This is a genomic window from Rhizobium sullae (assembly GCF_025200715.1).
GTDB classification, from domain to species: domain Bacteria; phylum Pseudomonadota; class Alphaproteobacteria; order Rhizobiales; family Rhizobiaceae; genus Rhizobium; species Rhizobium sullae.
In genome coordinates, this window is the sequence record NZ_CP104144.1 from 646,613 (window position 1) to 662,665 (window position 16,053).

Below are 16,053 nucleotides of genomic sequence, written 5' to 3' on the forward strand. Positions count from 1 at the left end.
TGTGCTGAGACCAATGGTGGCTATCGATCGGTTCATCGTCTTTACGGCGCTTGCGCTCCACGAGCGGCCGGATTGGGCGGAGAAGATCCAGGCTGGCATGGACAAGGACGTTGAAAGCTTCGTTCTCGAGGTCCGCCGCTTCTATCCCTTCTTTCCGGTGATTGGCGGAAAGGTCGTAGAAGAGTTCGACTGGAAACCTCACTCCTTCATGGTCGGGCCGTGGCTTATTCTCGATCTCTACGGCACCAATCATCATGCTGCCAGCTGGGAAGATCCGAACAGCTTTAGGCCGGAGCGTTTTCTGACCTGGAAGGGCGATCCCTACACCTACTTGGCTCAGGGAGCCGGCAAATTTGAAGACAATCATCGTTGCCCCGGTGAGTGGCTGACGATTGCGATCCTGAAGGAGGCGGCGAGGTTACTGTGCGGCAGAATACAGTATGAGATCCCGCTTTAGGATCTCAGCATCGATCTGGCCCAGATACCGGCGCTGCCGAAGAGCGGCTTCTTCATCCGCGGGGTCCGGGCTACCTGATCGGCCAGGGAGGCATCCACATCGGCGGTGGACGGCAGGCGCAGTGCAAGCAGCGCAAACTGTACGTTTCCGAACGGGAACATAAAATCCTTTTCAGTGTTCAACCGTCGGATACGCGGCTGACCTTCCCTCTTCGTGGTTCGCGTTATCCGCCTGCGCCCTAGAGGGGATAGGCCTCCTGTGGCACGAAATGCGACAGGAACCGCTCTTGCCGCCCTTGGGCGTGTTTCCTGTCGCATTTTCCATGTTTCGGCGAATAGCCCGCCTGCTTTGGGGCCGACATCAGAAATCGGGAACATTTCCTTATTCCTCATGTTTGAAGACAACGAACGCGGCGCCGAAGAGCTCCGTTCTACCGAGGCATTTCACCGCTACATCGAGAGCCTTGCGATGCCTCAAGGCGGATGGCCGCGATCTTTGCCAATCCGCTCTCGGCGCATATGAAGCCAGCCTCTCATGGTTTCGCTGCCATCCAGGCGCCGCGCAATCGATGAGGAGGCTTGCGATGAGGGAAGAAAAGAAAGCGACCGCCCCGCAGGTCCGTGGCGATATTCAGAAAGGATTAACCGGCGACATAAAGCCTGGCTTCGATCCGGCACTTGCACCTATGGAGACCGATGGGGAAGCTGCCGGCACACCGATGACAGCCAAAGAAATCGAGATTGCCCGGCGGACACAGCGGGCAGATCCGGTCGATCGACAGGAGGATTACGACGTGGCCATGCGCGAGCCTGGGACGAACCGTGCCACACCGCAAACCGTTGCGACCGGATGGCTACGCGTCTTCATCGTCATAATGGCGTCGATCGCCATCGGGATTGCGCTTCTTACCTGGCTTTATCCAAGTCGATAGCGTCTTCGTGTCTCCCAATGCCACTTGCGCGCCCGGCCGCCGGTGGCGATTAGGCTTTCCAAGCCGCAAGAAAGAGCGCATGGTTTCAGTCAGACCCGCGCAACAGCCTCTTGGCCTCCCAGGAAACCGCGACGGCCTTGAACGGATGGCAGGCCTATGGACGCCGCCGCCGGAAGAGATGCGGCAGTTTCCTGGCGTCTGAAAGCCACAGACGAACGCGGCGCTACCCCTCCCGGGCTATTTCGGCCACGTCGACCGATTTCGGAGAAATGTCAAAACCGTACAGAGGCTCCAGGCATTCTGGAATCGCGCACAGCTTTGACGCATAAACGAGCAGATTCCTTGATCGTGGCGCTCTGGTATGGGCCGAGGTTGCCCGCCGATTGGAGAGACAATGCCGCCATTTAACCAATCGACGGTGAGAAACAGGCTCCTTAGCGTTTTATCACTTGAGTCCTTCGAGGCCCTTCGACCCGCTATGGAGGCTGTCGATCTTCCGATAAGGTATGTTCTTACGGAGGCCAATGAGCCGAGCAGCTACGTCTACTTCATCGAGGACGGATTGGCCTCGATCGTGGCGACTAGTGTGGATGACGAGAAGGTCGAAGTCGGCCATGTCGGACGTGAAGGCCTGGGCGGTTACCATGTTTTGCTCATGGCCGACAGCACTCCGCACCGCACTTTCATGCAGGTTGCTGGATCAGGGATTGCCGTTCCTGTTGACATCTTGCTGCAGGTGGTTGATAGGGACAAGCCGACACGCGACCTCCTCTTACGCTACGTTCATTCGGCCGAGGTGCAGCTTGCGCACTCCGCTTTGGCGAATGGCCGGTATAGTATACAGGAGCGACTTGCCCGCTGGCTGTTGATGTCGCATGATCGCCTTGGCCGGGCCGATTTGCCGCTCACCCACGAGTTCCTGGCGTTGATGCTTGGTGTCCGGCGTTCGGGTGTCACCAACGAATTGCATATCCTTGAAGGTATCCACGCTATCACCGCGACCCGCGGCAACGTCCGTGTTCTCAGCCGGGAAAAGCTCGAAGAAATCGCTGGCGGGTGCTATGGCCTGCCTGAAGCAGAGTACGAACGTTTGATCGGAATTCCAATCAAGGCTGGCCCCTTCATTCGCACCGCCTGATCGCGTCTCCAAAACCGACGATAGCCAGCAGCGTTCCCGCATCGTCGCATATGTGAATTTGCTGGTCGGAAATGTCACGGCCGCGCAGCACAGCCTCGCTCATGAGCGTGCGTGCATCAAAAATCGCCTCCGACCTCGCTTCGTCGAGGGTTGCAAGCTCTGTGCCCTCAGGATCGACGACGACGCCCGAGCCCGTGACAAGATTAAAGTAGAATCGCGGCACTGCCGGCTCCTTTTCGCATTGAGCGAAGTGAGAGTTTGACTCATGACGCTGTCTCAAAAAAGCGGTGCGTGCTGTTTTTTCTGGCCGGCCGAGATCGGGCTGCGCGCTTGTCCAGCCGCCTTAACGGGTACCTGCGTTAGCACGGACGCGTTTCCCGTATTTCTACGGGACCTTCGTTCCTCGTATCGCCTGGAGCGATGGAGCAGAGTGATTTTAATCCAGCGCCAAAATGGAGATGGTATTGCGCCGCGTTTAAGACGGGCGACGGATGCATAATAATCAGAATTTCAGGGCAGTGTGCGCTTTCGCACAAACTCCGTGTCGATCGGAACACATTTTTTCATCGATCATTTTCCAATTACCAAATGGAGAATGAAACCGTGAATTCACAACCCATTCGGCCCACGCCACAAGAGCAAATTGTTTCCCTTGTTCCGGCACTTCGAGCCTTCGCTCGCCAATTTGTTCACAATGGGAGTGACATTGATGATCTCGTACAGGAGGCTGTCGCCAAAGCACTGGCGCACGTAGACCGATTCGAGCCTCGCGGCCCCGACGCCATGAAATCGTGGCTGTTTACCATCATGCGCAACACTTTCCTCACGCAGTGCAAATCCCGGAAGCGTTCGCCTATCGGCTCGGTCGATGATCTGGCCAGCTTAGACGTGCCCGTTAACTCGAATCAGGAAATGGCGCTGTTTGCGAACGACGTCCGGGCGGCCCTGAAGAACCTCCCTGTAAAACACCGAAAGGCTCTTATCTACGTTGCTTGGGGGCTAAGTTACGAGGAAACAGCCGGTCTCTGCGGCTGTGAGATCGGTACGATAAAAAGCCGTGTCAATCGCGCACGCGGTCATCTCGCTGCCCGCCTCAACGGCGCAAATGTCTCTCCAGATACGCGAGGATCACCGATAAGAAAGTCTTAAGTTTCCTTTGGCGCAACGGCTGGGGCATTGGTTTTTTCAGCGCCAATCCAAAAATGTCATCCTTGTTGCGGCGGCGTTGGCGGGCGAAGATGCGCATTGAACCAATCCGCAGCGTGCCGGACCACTTCATCGAGGGTACCGGGTTCTTCAAAAAGATGGCTCGCGCCTTGGATGATAAAAAGCTGCTTCTCGGTTTTCAGCGCATCATACGCCCGTTGATTCATTTCGATCACCGGCCCGTCGAGACTTCCGACCAGAAGCAGAGTGGGTGCGCGCACATCTGGCAAGACATCAATAGCCAGATCGGGCCGGCCGCCGCGCGAGACGACTGCCGCAATGCTCGAACCCAAATGTGAGGCGGCCGTCAAAGCCGCAGCCGCGCCGGTACTCGCGCCGAAATAGCCGGGCACGAGACCGGAAGTTCGCGGGTTGTCTCCGATCCAGCCTGTTGCCAATGTCAGCCGCGATGCAAGAAGATCGATATCGAAGACGTTGCGTCTGTCGCGTTCTTCGTTCTGCGTCAACAAGTCAAGTAAAAAAGTGCCTAGTCCGGCCCTTCGAAGCGCCGCAGCAACGTGGTTGTTCCGCGGGCTGAGTCGGCCGCTCCCGCTCCCGTGAGCAAATATAACGATCCCCGTTGCCCCGTCAGGTATGCCCAAAAGACCGTCGAGGCCCTCCGGTTCGATCCGCACCTCCTCGTTGCGCTCTGGAAAAGGCATTTCGGCCATGCGTCTATCCCGTTGTGTCCTTGCGTTCCTATAAAAGCACAACTGAAATCGGCCGCGATGGTTTCCATGAATGGAAGAAATCCTGCCGGCGAGGCGCAGTTCGATCGGTATTGGCCTCGTATGTCGCCGGCTTCACTTGTCGATGTGGCGCTCGCGGACGTCGGCAGGGGGTACTGTCCGTCGCCTAGACCTGCAGCAGGGCGTAAGGCTTACCCGTCGGCTTTTCGACATCGGCCGCGACATTGAAAACCGGCGCTCCGCCAGGTGTGCGGCCTTCATAGGTGCCGCGGTGGGCATGGCCATGGACGACTGCATCGACATGAAAGCGATCTATTGTTTCTGCAAGGCGTGAAGAGCCGAGGAACGGGTAGATTTCCGGAGGCTCACCGATCACCGTTTCGGCGATCGGCGCATAGTGCAGAACAACCAGAGCTCGCTGGGCGCGCACCTGACGCATCGCGTTTTCAAGACGCATGGCCTCGTCGACACTCTCGGCAACCATGGCCTTGATCGCCGCTTCTCCGAACGAACTGAGCATATATCTGCCAAAGCCGCCTGCGAAACCCTTGGCGCCGACGAAACCGACGCCGTCGATTTCCGTTGCCTGCCCATTGAGAAGGTGGACGCCCGCTTCCAGCAATATGGAACACACATCGTCCGCAAAGCCGCTTTCATGGTCGTGGTTGCCGAGGACTGCGACAACAGGTACCGCGCAACTCCTGAGATCGGCTGCTAATAACTCCGCTTCCTTTGGTTTGCCGAGATCCGTCAGATCGCCGGCGATCACGAGCACATCGGCCGCACCTGAAATCTCGGAAAAAAGGTCGCGATAGGAGCTCGCGGTGTCTTCCCTTACATGAAGATCCGCGACGGCTGCGACGGTTAGTTTTCCATTGGTTTTGTTCATCGGGCAGCTCCGGTCATTCGCTGCGCGCCTCTCCGTCACCGCCAACGTCGGCAAACCCCCATTCCTTGACGTCGATTTCGAAATCGCTATGCGAGTACATGCGACCGCGGCAGATCTTTGTCTGTGGCAGCGGGAGTTCGCGCTGTGCGGCAAGCCGGTCAAGGAGTTCGTCGAGAAGCCACAAGGGCACCTTGTCCCGCTCGGCAGGGTATATCCAGCGAAAGTTCAGCAGATGGATCAGAAGGACCTCCCAGTGCACCTCCAAATATCCGAGCAGCTTGTGCCAGTCGATCTGGTCGTGCGCCCTGAGGATAACGTGTGCGACGTCTGCGCCGTCATAGCGATCCCGCTGCTGTATGAAACACTTCGACCAGATCAGTTCCGTTGGTGCGATGATTGAGACATGGCTCCCATTCAGCTCGATCCGCCGTGCTTTTTCGAACCACTGATCGCTAACCGGCATCGTCCCATTGGACGATGCGAAAATGACATCGAAGAAATGCCGGCCTTTGAAGACCTTTCCTAACCATCGATCGTCCTCAATCTCGACAGCATAGCCTTGTGCCTTGAAGTGCGCCAGAATGCGCGCGTAGTCGCCGGCCTTGCAAAAAATGTCGAGATCCTTGGTGGAGCGTGAAATGCCGGTATAGGCGCTGACGGCGTAGGTTCCCGCCACTAGAAAGGGAATTCCTGATGCGACCAGCTCTCTCACAGCTTGCGCGATGAATACCTCCGCATCACGATCGGCCAGCTTCGGCACGGCTTTTGCCTCCATTCGAGAGGAGGCGGCAGCGCGCGCGCCTTGTGTGCAGGAAGTCATTCCGACGCCTTCCAAAAATCATTGATGATACCGGGAACACGCAGCCTGTTACTAAGTTCCATCTTCGGCTGACGATGAAGGAGCCAATACGCAGTCGATGGCGGACTTGTCATGTAGTGAGGCGCGGCTGACGGAATCAGAACTCTCGGAACATTTTCCGATGACGTTTGTTGCAAGGCATGTGCGGTGACGAGGAAAGGCGATGAGAGCTCCGGCATGGCGTGGCAGGGAGGCCTGTGAGTTCGGAAAGGAACCTGCATGCCCGAGCTAAAAACTCCATGGTACATCGACGCGGTCATCTACGGCATCGATGTCGAGAAATTTGCGGATGGAAATGGCGACGGCATCGGCGATTTCATCGGGCTGACGCAACGGCTATCATATCTCAACGACCTCGGCGTGACCTGCATTTGGCTGTTGCCTTTCTACGGCAGCCCTGATCGGGACAACGGCTACGACGTCAGTGATTTTTACGCCATCAATCCGAAAGTCGGCACGCGGACCGACTTCCTCAATTTTCTCCACGGGGCCGGCGAGCACGGCATCAGGGTGATCATCGATCTCGTCGTCAATCATACTTCAAACGAGCATCCGTGGTTCGAAGCGGCGCGGCGCGATGACAAGACGCGCTTTCGTGACTACTATGTCTGGAGTCGTGATCCACCGTCGGTTGAGGCTGGAGCGACTTCGATTTTTCCCGGCGAGGAAACCAGCGTCTGGAGCTACGACGAAGTCGCCAGGGCCTACTACTTCCACAAGTTCTATCACTTCCAGCCTGAACTCAATATCGCAAACCCCCAGGTTCGCCAGGAGATCGAGCGCGTGGTCGACTACTGGCTGGCCTTCGGCGTCAGCGGCTTTCGCCTGGACGCTGCCCCTCTGATCATAGGCGACAACGGTTTGGAGCGAGCCAATCCGCGTGATCCACACGGTGTTCTGCGGGATATCGGAACCTATCTGCAAAAGCGGCGGCCTGGCGGCGTCCTGCTGGGTGAAGTCAACCTCGAACCAGAGGGAATGGGACGGTTTTTCGGGGAGGGCGAACAGCTCGGCTTGCTGTTCAACTTCATGCTGGCCTGCTACATCTTCGCAGCCATGGCGAAGGAGGATGCCGGTCCGATCCACGAAGCATTGAGCCTTCTGCCCGAGCCGCCGCCTTTTTGCGGATGGGCGAACTTCCTCAGAAACCTCGATGACTTTGATTTTTCGCGCGTGCCGGCAGAATTGAAGGAGCAGGTCTTCAAGGTCTTCGCGCCTGAGGAGCGTATGCAGGTCTTTGGTCGTGGCATCCGCCGGCGGCTCGCGCCTATGCTGAAGGGCGACCAACGGCGCATAGAGCTTGCATTCAGCCTTATCATGTCCATGCGGGGACCGCCGCTTTTCGTCTACGGCGACGAAATAGGACTTGGTGAAGACTTATCGCAACCAGGCCGGAATTCAGTTCGCGTTCCGATGCAGTGGTCTGCTGAAAAGAACGCAGGATTTTCAAAGGCGAATGTCGGAGATCTCGTTCAGCGTCCGGTTTCCAGCGGCCCGTTTTCCTACGAGCACGTCAATGTGGCAGACCAGCAAAAGAACCCTCGATCCCTATACAGTCACATCAAACGCCTGATCGCGTTGCGGCGCAAACGTCCGATCTTCAGCAGCGGGCGTTTCGTCAGGCTGAATGCCAGCGACCCGGCGGTATCAATTCACGGCTTTGAAGATGCCGGTTCTCTTCTTCTCGTCGCCCACAACCTCTCGAGCCGGGAAGTCACAGCTGAAGCAGAACTCGACGCAGTGTGTTGCAAGAGGCTTACTGATCTGATTGGCAGGGCAGAATATGACGCCTCGATGAAGCTTCGCCTGAAGATGGCCCCTTACGGGTATCTTTGGCTGAGTTCGGAAGAGAGCTGATGGTTCACGTCGGATACCATGCATCTCAAGAGCAATTTACCCCGCGCGAACTGATCGACTATGTCTGTCTTGCCGAGCAGGCAGGTTTTAACAGCATCATGTCGTCCGACCACCTTGCGCCGTGGAGTGAACGGCAAGGTCAGTCCGCGTTTGTCTGGACATGGCTTGGTGCAGCGATGCAACTTACAAAGCTGCCTTTTGGTCTGATCACGGTCCCGTCAGGCTGGCGATACCATCCGGTGATAACAGCCCAAGCGGCAGCCACGCTGGCGCAACTTTTTCCGAACCGGTTTCCGTGGATGGCCGTTGGAAGCGGCCAGGCGTTGAACGAACATGTCGTAGGCGATCGCTGGCCTTCCAAAGCCGAAAGAAACGCGCGGCTAATCGCTGGCGTGGAGATCATTCGAGCTCTCTGGTCTGGCGAGACAGTCAGCAGCACTGAACCGGTAAAGGTCGACGAAGCGAAGCTTTATGCGCTTCCCGATCCGCCGCCGCTGATCATCGCCGGCGCACTCTCAACCAAGACTGCCGAGTGGGCAGGAGGATGGGCCGACGGGTTGATCACTATCAATCAGCCACGCGAAAAAATCGTCGAAATCATCGATGCCTTCCGCCGCGGCGGTGGCGAGGGAAAGCCGCTCTATCTGCAGGCTCATATTTCCTACGCGGCGACGGAGGAAAATGCTTTGCTGAATGCCTTCGATCAGTGGCGCAGCAATGCGGTTACGGCAGCCATGGCCGAAACATTGCGCTCGCCTAAAGAGTTCGACGAAGCGTGCGTAAATGTTCGGCCGGAAGACATGCACCGGTATGTGAGGATCGCCTCCGATATCGGACAGCACAGGGCATGGATTGAGGAAGACGCGGCGATCGGCTTTGAAAAGATATACGTTCACAACGTCGGCAGAAATCAGCGCGAATTCATAAAGGCGTTTGCTCAGCTGCTATCTGCACTGTCCTGAGGATTTCATCTGGACACGCCTTCTAACGCAAGGCTGTGTCCGCGCCTGCGGTCTGGCCTGCTATCCCGGCGCGGCTCAGCTGCTTCAGATCTACGTCTGGTTCCCGGAGATCGACTACGCCTCGCCCTCGTCGCCCGCCGCGCACCCGTCCGGGGTTGCGGTAGCAAGACCGCCGTCGCTGAAAGAGCAAAAGGCGGCAGTCCAGAGGTCGTCCGTTACATCCTACTCAGGTGACGGCCCGCGAAGTGAGTTAGGGTCACAAACTCTTTTTTTTCAAATGACGGAACCCCTGTTGCGAAATAATGATAGGTCGAGTGAGGGTTCGTCAACAGCGCGGAGAGCATCCGAAGGTTCGGGGGCCGTTTATTGACCGACCGTCACGTTTTCGACGGCATCAAGGCGCTGACGAGTTGGCGGACTGTGCCGCCAATGACTCGGCGTTCATGAGGATCTCCCTCGAGAAGGGCCGAGGATATGTTGCGCACCTGCTCAAAGCGGATGTGGGGCGGCAGCGGCGGCACCTCCGGCCGGTCGGAAGCCAGCGCATCATCCCATGCACCTGCAAGCTCGTCTGGGCGATCGGAATGCGCTGCGAGGCATCGAACTTGGGGTCTCCTTCCATCTCGCGCTTGGCCGCGAAGAAAAGAGCGAGTGTCCTCCTTCTCGTGAGCATCCATTTGCTGTTGGGTCCTTTCCGCAGGAACCTCCCGCGGATATTCCGTTTCCTCGGCTTTCTGAGAGGTGCGCTGATCCAGGGACACGTGAGATTCCCGCGTTTTGGATTAGCAAAAGGCTAGCGCCGACTAGTTGACTGGTTCTTGCGACGAAAGCCGGAGAAAAGTGCGATCCGGCTTTTTCATTCACCGCGGTGCAGCCGCTACCGATTCTTCTTAGTCTTGAAAGCGTCAGACACTTTCCTGACCTTAGGATCGTTCAAATTTTCGCCATGCGCGTCGCGGTCGCGTTCAGGGTTATCCTTGGCCGGCAGATATCCGGAGGGCTTTGTTGCGGGAGGGCCTCCCAGCGTGGCGACTGATCCGTCATGCCTGGCGTGCCATCTCTCGGCTTCTTGATTGCCATAACATGCTCCTTTCGTTGCGGAACGAACACGGCAGTCGGGCAATTGTTCCGATTGCTTCACCTTCGGCCGCTATGCACTCAACCGAACTTAATCCAACGCGGGCGGTGTTGAGACGATGCTTCGCTCATCGAGGCTGGTATCGGGTAGTCCCTCGACTCGCTCCTCCGCCTCTTGGCGAGAGCCCTTGCGGTCCGACCTTTTGAAACCCGCGGAACGCTCGTGCGGGGATGGATCGTGCAAGGTGTCGGAGGGATCGTCCAAACCGCTGCTACCTTGGTCCTCAAGCTTCGTGTCGGTCGGTATCGGCTCCAGATCCATTTCGGGTGGTCTCATGTTTTGCCGACCTTCCACCACATCGTCTTTATCAGGTGGCTTTTGCATTAATTTCCTCCTGGCAAAAAAACAGCCTCAAGCCGTGAACTTGGCGTCGGATTGGCGCTTTGCGCTCATGAGGCTCTGTTTGACGTCTCGATCGACGACACTTGTATGACTCTCTTCCCTGTCGGCTTTGCCTTTGAGGGATATAAATTGGCAAACGACGCACAAAGATTGATGTTCCAAGAATGATTTGCCACAGCGATCGAGTCTGTTTCGCGAGGCCCGCGGACGCTTCAATACGATCAATGAGCAAAGACGGCTGATGCAGCTATTTTCCTTCTCTTGCTGCATGCCGCGCTCCAGCGCCCACGCGATCGAAGGCCGCTAGCGTCTGCCAAGAGGACATTTGCGGGACGTTCTGAACCCGCGCTGACGATGGCGTCAGCACCTTTCCCGTTCTGTCACATTCCGCGCATGTCTCGCCGCCGACCTACCGGTCCCACTACACCGGCGACAGATGTTTTCCGCGGCGTATGGCGTGCTATGGGGTACGGCATCGATATCTTCCTTCTTGGCGTGTTTCGGTTCTTGGTTCTTCATGTCGTCATTCCTGCTGATGTTACCCTCCATAAGTACTATCTATTCAGGAAAGGCGATGTTCCTTTGAACGATCCGCCAGCAAGCTGCCGCTTCCCATGGCAGTACAACATCCTGGTTACCTGACATCGAAATGTCGCCACACGAACGATGGCTCCACGATGGTCGAGTGATTTTGAGGTTCTGGCTATCGAGTCGCCAAACTTGTTGCGCCAGCTTCGCGAAAAGCGGCCTCAGCCCTGGCTATATCTTCCTGCTTCAGGTCCGCCGAGACTTCGATCTCCCCTCTCAGCGCCGCATGGACGCGGCCGTCCGAATGGGAAGCATCACCGCCTGAAGGCGCGGTCCCAGAAGAATTGCGTTTCTCCTTCGGCTGCACGAAAATATCAGCGCGTGCGATGTGATGCTGCTGCGCGAGGCGTTCTATGGCAAGGTCCGCTGCCGCGCGGGTCTGAAAAGTAGCGGTGATTGTTCTAACGCTGTCGTCTGCCATTGAATCCGTCTCCTGATCTCTCAGTTCTTTCTGCCTTCCTCAAATATTGCCGTTGCCTATAACGGCAGCCAAAGTTCATTCCGAACCCAGCCGCGATGCGTCGTGCTGCTGCTTTACTTCCTTCAGAAGCTTCTCCCGCGGCGTATCAGGGAGCTTTCGTTTTGTGGCCTCGACCATCATTTCATCGGTCTCGACTGGCTGAGCGCTGTCATCGGGAAAACCTTCGGCACTCTGGCCGATCGGCGCGTTTCTCGGTCTGTCATTCAGACCATCAGTGAGCTTCTTATCTGTCATGTCAGCCTCCTCTCGATTAGAGAACTCGCAAACGAGCCTTTTGTGCCCTCGACGAGGCGGAGAAAAGGGCAACATTGAGTCGACGGATTTGGACAAGGTCCCCGCAGTATCTCCTCATACTCGAGTTTCTGGAATGGCGAAGCTTGGACCTCATTGCCGGCGAAATACGAAGCCGTAACTCTGGTGGCGGTTGCGGCCGGCTGCTGCTGTTCCTTCCAACTGGAGCGCAATCGGCTCATGATGTTGAGGGAACATTTGAAGCGCTGTGATGTTTGACGGGTCTGTAATTTTAATCGACCAGTGAAGCGGCGAGAACACGATGAAGAAATTTATTCTCACAGCTGTCGGAATAGGACTGGCTCTCACGACACCGGCCTTCAGCCAATTAGCGGCCGAAAAAATCGGTGTTGACACTTTGATTGGCGTGCCGCCAAAGACCGAAGATTTCATCCAGGAGGCCGCAACGGGCGACATGTTCGAAATCCAGTCCAGTAAGCTCGCCATGGAGCGAACTGACAATGCGACGAAGGCCTTCGCGCAGCAAATGATCACAGATCATCAAAAGACCAGCGAGAAATTGAAAGGTCTTGTGACAGGCGGCAAAATTAAGGCCGCGCTCCCGACCGCGATGACATCCTCTCGAAGGGGTACGCTCGACCAGCTAAAAGGCCTTCAGGGCGAAGCTTTCACAAAGCAGTATCATTCCGACCAAATGTCCGCTCACGAAGGTGCAGTCGACCTGTTCAAACGGTATGGCGAGGAAGGCGACAATGACGAGCTGAAGGCCTGGGCAGCGAAGATGCTGCCGGCGTTGGAGCACCATCTTCAAATGGCGCAGAGTTTCAACAAATAGTGGATGCCTGCTCGCTGCCGGAGGCAGAGAATTGTCCTTGTTCATCCAACCCGTCGACTATCTTCTTGTTGCCTGGTTTCTCCTCGCGGCTCTAAGCACCGCCTATGTCGCTTGGGACCAGTTCCGAAACAACCCCGAGCCGGCCGTGATGAAGTGGGGTTTCATCCTCGTCACGCTCTACCTCGGTCCGGTCGGCCTTCTGCTCTACGTGCTTACGGACAAGGAACCCCGGCCCTACACCCACGAAGAGTTCGTAAGACCGCTCTGGAAGCAGGGGATCGGCAGCACTATCCACTGCGTCGCCGGCGATGCGACCGGCATCATCATTGCCGCGGTGATCACCGCCGTTGCCGGCCTGCCGATGTGGCTGGACATCATCGTCGAATACATTGCAGGTTTCGCCGTCGGCCTGTTCGTGTTTCAGGCGCTCTTCATGAAGAACATGATGGGCGGAAGCTACTGGCAAAACGTTCGCGGTTCTTTCATGCCCGAATTCATCAGCATGAACGCCATGATGGCCGGAATGGCGCCGGTCATGGCGATCCTGATGATGGGTCGCGACATGCGCGCCATGTGGCCGGGAGAGATGCTCTTTTGGGGCGTCATGGCCCTCGGGATAGGAATCGGGTTTGCGGCCGCCTATCCCTTCAACGTCTGGCTGGTCTTCAAAGGGCTGAAGCATGGATTGATGACGGCGCGCGGCGGCGATCGAAACGAAGATGCCGCCGGCGAGGAGCCTTCGGAGCATCCCGCCATGAGTATGGGCCATGGGTCGGAAGCGCGACACGCTCAGCACACGTCTCGCCGGTCACCTGCGTCGCATGGGAGCCACCAGCACGGAAGGAAGCTGCCCTCGGCTCTCGCGCCCACCCGGACCCAGCTCGCGACGATGGCGGGCTTCACCCTGATCATGCTGGTTGGCGGCTACGCGTATCCGTTTACATTGGTCAACATGGGCCTCAGTGCCCACGACGTCGGAAGGTCGATCATGGCGCCTGGGATGATCATGACCTTCGATACGCCGGCAGACGCCATGAAGGACATGGCGGCCGTCGACCCGCGCGACATCAGCTTCGACGCGCCTGCCGGCGCCAGCGGCGGCTCTATCCTGCAGCCCCGGATGGAAGGCGGCGTGAAAGTGTTCGACCTCACGGCCTCCGTTATCCGATGGACGATCCTGCCAGACGTCACGGTGGAAGCTTACGCCTATAACAACCAGGTTCCAGGACCGACGCTACGCGTGACCGAAGGCGACCGAGTTCGTATCAATGTCAAGAACGACCTGCCCGAAAGCACCACAGTGCATTGGCACGGTCTGATCCTCCCGAACGAAATGGATGGACCGGCGACGATCACTCAAGAGCCCGTGGAACCAGGACGGACCTTCTCGTACGAATACACTGTCGGCCAGCACGGCACGTATTTCTATCACACGCACGACCACGTCGACCGCCAGCAGGCGCTCGGCCTCTACGGAGCGCTTATCATCGACTCGAAGAATCCGGCCGACGCCTTCCCCGCCGACCTTGAATACGTGGTCCAGCTTCAGGAGTGGATCAAGCGGGGTTGGCTCACCTTCCCGTCCATGCCGATGGAAGGGGCGCTTCCCAACTATTTCACGATCAATGGCAAATCGTATCCAGCCACGGAAACGGTCCGCATGAAGGTCGGCCAGACTCTGAAAGTGCGGTTCATCGGATCCAACACGACAGCGATACACCCGATGCACATCCACGGCGGCCCTTTCGAAGTCGTCGCGATCGACGGTGAGACGTTGGCGCCATCGGCAAGGTACCTCGCCGATACGGTCAACATCGCGCCGGGCCAACGGTATGATGTTCTTTGGATTGCGCGAAACCCAGGGAAGTGGCTGATCCACTGCCATATCTCGCATCACACGACGAACAACAACGTCGAGACGGACGGCGGCGGTGGTTTGATGGTCATCATTGAGGTTGCGGAAGGCAGGTATGGATGAGAGGCTCGTTACATCTCATTCTCTCCTCTTCATCTGTGTCCAGGCCAAAGGCGGTTGAAACGGAATTTCCGAGCGGCCGCATCCCCAGTTCCTCAGGTGGCATCGCGAGAACTGCTTTAAGCAATGAAGGCGACGACTGCGGCAAGTTGATCGGATCATCCGGATCAGTCCAGCGAGGTGATGTTCTGGCGGAGCATCCTTGCAAATTTCTTCAGATTCAGGGGATGAGGGTATTGGGCAAGGCGGGAGCGGATCGCGACGACATGCGAGCTATGATTGATCTGGCGCTGAAACCGCTAGAGTAACTCGCATTTGACATAATGATCAGTTTTTACTAATCATAAGTCATGACTGTTGATCATGCCCAACTATCTGCTCTCGGCGACGCTACCCGACGTACGATCTTCGAACTGATCGCGTCGCGCCCTCGCACTGTCGTGGAAATCACACGCGAGGTTACCGTCTCCCAGTCGGCAGTTTCCCAGCATCTCAAGGTGCTGCGCGAGTCGCATCTGGTTCGAGCCGAGTCGAAGGGGGCGAGCAATGTCTACCATGTCGACCCGGCCGGGCTCGCCCAGATGCGCGCTTGGCTCGACCGGTTCTGGAGTACAACCTTGTCGGCGTACAAAGTGGTCGCCGAGAATTCATCGGAGGAGTTGAAATGAACACGCAGATGCCGATCGCGTCCGTCAAGCAATCGATCGTTGTCGAGGCACCGATAGAGCGAGCGTTCAAGGTATTCACCGAGGGATTCGGCAGCTTCAAGCCACCGACACACAACCTGCTCGCAGTCCCGATCGCCGAAACAGTGTTCGAACCACGCGTCGGAGGTTACATCTACGACCGCGGCACCGACGGCAGCGAGTGCCGCTGGGCGCGTGTGTTGGCCTACGAGCCGCCCAATCGGGTGCTCATGAGTTGGGACATCAGCCCGCGGTGGCAAATCGAAACAGACCCGGACAAGACCAGCGAGTGGGAGGTGGTGTTCACCGCCGAAACCGACAATCGCACCCGCGTCGAGCTTGAGCATCGAAATCTCGAACGTCACGGTCAGGGCTGGGAAAGCGAGCGCGATGGCGTCGCAGGTGATCATGGCTGGCCGCTTTACTTGCAGCGGTTTGCAGACCTGTTCCAAAGTGCGGCCTGAAGAACGAATGCGAGGTCCCTCTGAGTGGAAATACATTACTTTGAGGCCCTCGGCGGTCTGCTCTCGCGCAATCCAAGGAAGGGACACGAGTGGTCGCAGCATCATGCCGCTATCATACGGCAACATCGAGGACAGACCAGCGACCTCAATGCAATGAGGCGCTCGCGGCGTGACGCTCACCCCTGTCGTGTAGGGCGAACCTGTCGACCATGTCGGCGCAAGCTTTATTGAAGCCCAACACCTCAGCATCGATGCGTATCTTGCGATACTTCAAGACCGGCGAAACATGCAATCGCAGGTCTTG

18 protein-coding genes and 2 pseudogenes are annotated in these 16,053 nt (G+C 57.3%); 10 read left to right on the forward strand and 10 right to left on the reverse strand.

Annotated features, from left to right (window positions below):
* Nucleotide 1 precedes the first annotated feature (1 nt).
* Nucleotides 2-457 carry a cytochrome P450 gene (locus N2599_RS23745; protein ID WP_143534238.1) on the forward strand — a complete coding sequence of 152 codons (456 nt, stop codon included), beginning with the start codon at nt 2-4 and terminating at the stop codon, nt 455-457.
* Here N2599_RS23745 and N2599_RS23750 read toward each other — a convergent pair.
* Nucleotides 454-618 carry a hypothetical protein gene (locus N2599_RS23750; RefSeq protein ID WP_156915331.1) on the reverse strand — a complete coding sequence of 55 codons (165 nt, stop codon included), beginning with the start codon at nt 616-618 and terminating at the stop codon, nt 454-456. The genes N2599_RS23745 and N2599_RS23750 overlap by 4 nt on opposite strands.
* Before the next feature lie 422 nt (nt 619-1,040).
* On the opposite strand from N2599_RS23750, the gene N2599_RS23755 reads away from it, so the two are divergent.
* The gene (locus tag N2599_RS23755) at nt 1,041-1,388 is read left to right on the forward strand and encodes a hypothetical protein (protein WP_027512493.1); all 348 of its coding nucleotides are present in this window, start codon (nt 1,041-1,043) and stop codon (nt 1,386-1,388) included.
* 394 nt (nt 1,389-1,782) lie between these two features.
* On the forward strand, nt 1,783-2,526 hold the full coding sequence (locus tag N2599_RS23760) for a Crp/Fnr family transcriptional regulator (protein WP_027512494.1): 744 nt from the start codon (nt 1,783-1,785) through the stop codon (nt 2,524-2,526).
* On the opposite strand, the gene N2599_RS23765 is transcribed toward N2599_RS23760, so the two are convergent.
* Entirely contained in the window at nt 2,510-2,749 is a 240-nt protein-coding gene (locus N2599_RS23765; protein WP_027512495.1) for a DUF6894 family protein, read from the reverse strand. The two genes, N2599_RS23760 and N2599_RS23765, sit on opposite strands and share 17 nt — an antisense overlap.
* 380 nt (nt 2,750-3,129) lie before the next feature.
* On the opposite strand from N2599_RS23765, the gene N2599_RS23770 reads away from it, so the two are divergent.
* Nucleotides 3,130-3,675, forward strand: coding sequence for a sigma-70 family RNA polymerase sigma factor (locus N2599_RS23770; protein ID WP_244915012.1), 546 nt, complete (start codon nt 3,130-3,132; stop codon nt 3,673-3,675).
* Nucleotides 3,676-3,731: 56 nt separating this feature from the next.
* Here the strand turns inward: N2599_RS23770 and N2599_RS23775 are convergent, their stop codons facing one another.
* From N2599_RS23775 to N2599_RS23785, 3 genes are all read right to left on the reverse strand, one after another.
* Entirely contained in the window at nt 3,732-4,403 is a 672-nt protein-coding gene (locus tag N2599_RS23775) for a dienelactone hydrolase family protein (protein ID WP_037143181.1), read from the reverse strand.
* Nucleotides 4,404-4,587: 184 nt separating this feature from the next.
* Nucleotides 4,588-5,310: a metallophosphoesterase family protein gene (locus N2599_RS23780; RefSeq protein WP_027512497.1), complete on the reverse strand. Its 723-nt coding sequence runs from the start codon at nt 5,308-5,310 to the stop codon at nt 4,588-4,590.
* A gap of 13 nt (nt 5,311-5,323) precedes the next feature.
* Nucleotides 5,324-6,130, reverse strand: a complete 807-nt coding sequence (locus N2599_RS23785) for a nucleotidyltransferase family protein (protein WP_027512498.1) — start codon at nt 6,128-6,130, stop codon at nt 5,324-5,326.
* A gap of 258 nt (nt 6,131-6,388) precedes the next feature.
* Here N2599_RS23785 and N2599_RS23790 point away from each other — a divergent pair, with 258 nt between their 5' ends.
* Nucleotides 6,389-8,026, forward strand: a complete 1,638-nt coding sequence (locus N2599_RS23790; RefSeq protein WP_027512499.1) for an alpha-amylase family protein — start codon at nt 6,389-6,391, stop codon at nt 8,024-8,026.
* Nucleotides 8,026-8,988 carry a TIGR03885 family FMN-dependent LLM class oxidoreductase gene (locus N2599_RS23795; RefSeq protein ID WP_027512500.1) on the forward strand — a complete coding sequence of 321 codons (963 nt, stop codon included), beginning with the start codon at nt 8,026-8,028 and terminating at the stop codon, nt 8,986-8,988. The genes N2599_RS23790 and N2599_RS23795 overlap by 1 nt, the downstream gene beginning before the upstream one ends.
* 877 nt (nt 8,989-9,865) lie before the next feature.
* Here the strand turns inward: N2599_RS23795 and N2599_RS23805 are convergent.
* From N2599_RS23805 to N2599_RS23820, 4 genes and pseudogenes are all read right to left on the reverse strand, one after another.
* Nucleotides 9,866-10,062, reverse strand: a pseudogene (locus N2599_RS23805) (hypothetical protein).
* 94 nt (nt 10,063-10,156) lie between these two features.
* On the reverse strand, nt 10,157-10,450 hold the full coding sequence (locus N2599_RS23810) for a hypothetical protein (RefSeq protein WP_027512502.1): 294 nt from the start codon (nt 10,448-10,450) through the stop codon (nt 10,157-10,159).
* A 721-nt stretch (nt 10,451-11,171) separates the two neighbouring features.
* Entirely contained in the window at nt 11,172-11,477 is a 306-nt protein-coding gene (locus N2599_RS23815) for a hypothetical protein (RefSeq protein ID WP_027512504.1), read from the reverse strand.
* A 75-nt stretch (nt 11,478-11,552) separates the two neighbouring features.
* Nucleotides 11,553-11,771 (reverse strand): hypothetical protein, encoded by a 219-nt coding sequence (locus N2599_RS23820; RefSeq protein WP_027512505.1) that lies wholly within the window; start codon nt 11,769-11,771, stop codon nt 11,553-11,555.
* A 319-nt stretch (nt 11,772-12,090) separates the two neighbouring features.
* On the opposite strand from N2599_RS23820, the gene N2599_RS23825 reads away from it, so the two are divergent.
* The 4 genes from N2599_RS23825 to N2599_RS23840 all read left to right on the forward strand — a co-directional run bounded on the left by N2599_RS23825 (nt 12,091) and on the right by N2599_RS23840 (nt 15,749).
* A complete protein-coding gene (locus tag N2599_RS23825) occupies nt 12,091-12,624 on the forward strand; it encodes a DUF4142 domain-containing protein (protein WP_027512506.1) in 534 nt (177 codons plus the stop codon).
* Nucleotides 12,625-12,661: 37 nt separating this feature from the next.
* Nucleotides 12,662-14,602, forward strand: coding sequence for a multicopper oxidase domain-containing protein (locus tag N2599_RS23830; protein WP_027512507.1), 1,941 nt, complete (start codon nt 12,662-12,664; stop codon nt 14,600-14,602).
* A 347-nt stretch (nt 14,603-14,949) separates the two neighbouring features.
* Nucleotides 14,950-15,267: an ArsR/SmtB family transcription factor gene (locus tag N2599_RS23835; RefSeq protein WP_027512509.1), complete on the forward strand. Its 318-nt coding sequence runs from the start codon at nt 14,950-14,952 to the stop codon at nt 15,265-15,267.
* On the forward strand, nt 15,264-15,749 hold the full coding sequence (locus N2599_RS23840; RefSeq protein ID WP_027512510.1) for an SRPBCC family protein: 486 nt from the start codon (nt 15,264-15,266) through the stop codon (nt 15,747-15,749). The genes N2599_RS23835 and N2599_RS23840 overlap by 4 nt, the downstream gene beginning before the upstream one ends.
* A gap of 145 nt (nt 15,750-15,894) precedes the next feature.
* On the opposite strand, the pseudogene N2599_RS23845 reads toward N2599_RS23840, so the two are convergent.
* Nucleotides 15,895-16,026 (reverse strand): annotated as a pseudogene (locus N2599_RS23845) (STAS domain-containing protein); the annotation flags it as partial.
* Nucleotides 16,027-16,053: the final 27 nt, after the last annotated feature.

Excerpts from the sequence above, each read along its gene's own strand:
- N2599_RS23750 (WP_156915331.1), bottom strand. The coding sequence starts at position 618 with ATGTTCCCGTTCGGAAACGTACAGTTTGCGCTGCTTGCACTGCGCCTG.
- N2599_RS23760 (WP_027512494.1), top strand. The coding sequence starts at position 1,783 with ATGCCGCCATTTAACCAATCGACGGTGAGAAACAGGCTCCTTAGCGTT.
- N2599_RS23785 (WP_027512498.1), bottom strand. The coding sequence starts at position 6,130 with ATGACTTCCTGCACACAAGGCGCGCGCGCTGCCGCCTCCTCTCGAATG.
- N2599_RS23795 (WP_027512500.1), top strand. The coding sequence starts at position 8,026 with ATGGTTCACGTCGGATACCATGCATCTCAAGAGCAATTTACCCCGCGC.
- N2599_RS23820 (WP_027512505.1), bottom strand. The coding sequence starts at position 11,771 with ATGACAGATAAGAAGCTCACTGATGGTCTGAATGACAGACCGAGAAAC.
- N2599_RS23815 (WP_027512504.1), bottom strand. The coding sequence starts at position 11,477 with ATGGCAGACGACAGCGTTAGAACAATCACCGCTACTTTTCAGACCCGC.
- N2599_RS23840 (WP_027512510.1), top strand. The coding sequence starts at position 15,264 with ATGAACACGCAGATGCCGATCGCGTCCGTCAAGCAATCGATCGTTGTC.
- N2599_RS23810 (WP_027512502.1), bottom strand. The coding sequence starts at position 10,450 with ATGCAAAAGCCACCTGATAAAGACGATGTGGTGGAAGGTCGGCAAAAC.
- N2599_RS23780 (WP_027512497.1), bottom strand. The coding sequence starts at position 5,310 with ATGAACAAAACCAATGGAAAACTAACCGTCGCAGCCGTCGCGGATCTT.
- N2599_RS23775 (WP_037143181.1), bottom strand. The coding sequence starts at position 4,403 with ATGGCCGAAATGCCTTTTCCAGAGCGCAACGAGGAGGTGCGGATCGAA.
- N2599_RS23835 (WP_027512509.1), top strand. The coding sequence starts at position 14,950 with ATGACTGTTGATCATGCCCAACTATCTGCTCTCGGCGACGCTACCCGA.
- N2599_RS23755 (WP_027512493.1), top strand. The coding sequence starts at position 1,041 with ATGAGGGAAGAAAAGAAAGCGACCGCCCCGCAGGTCCGTGGCGATATT.
- N2599_RS23825 (WP_027512506.1), top strand. The coding sequence starts at position 12,091 with ATGAAGAAATTTATTCTCACAGCTGTCGGAATAGGACTGGCTCTCACG.
- N2599_RS23790 (WP_027512499.1), top strand. The coding sequence starts at position 6,389 with ATGCCCGAGCTAAAAACTCCATGGTACATCGACGCGGTCATCTACGGC.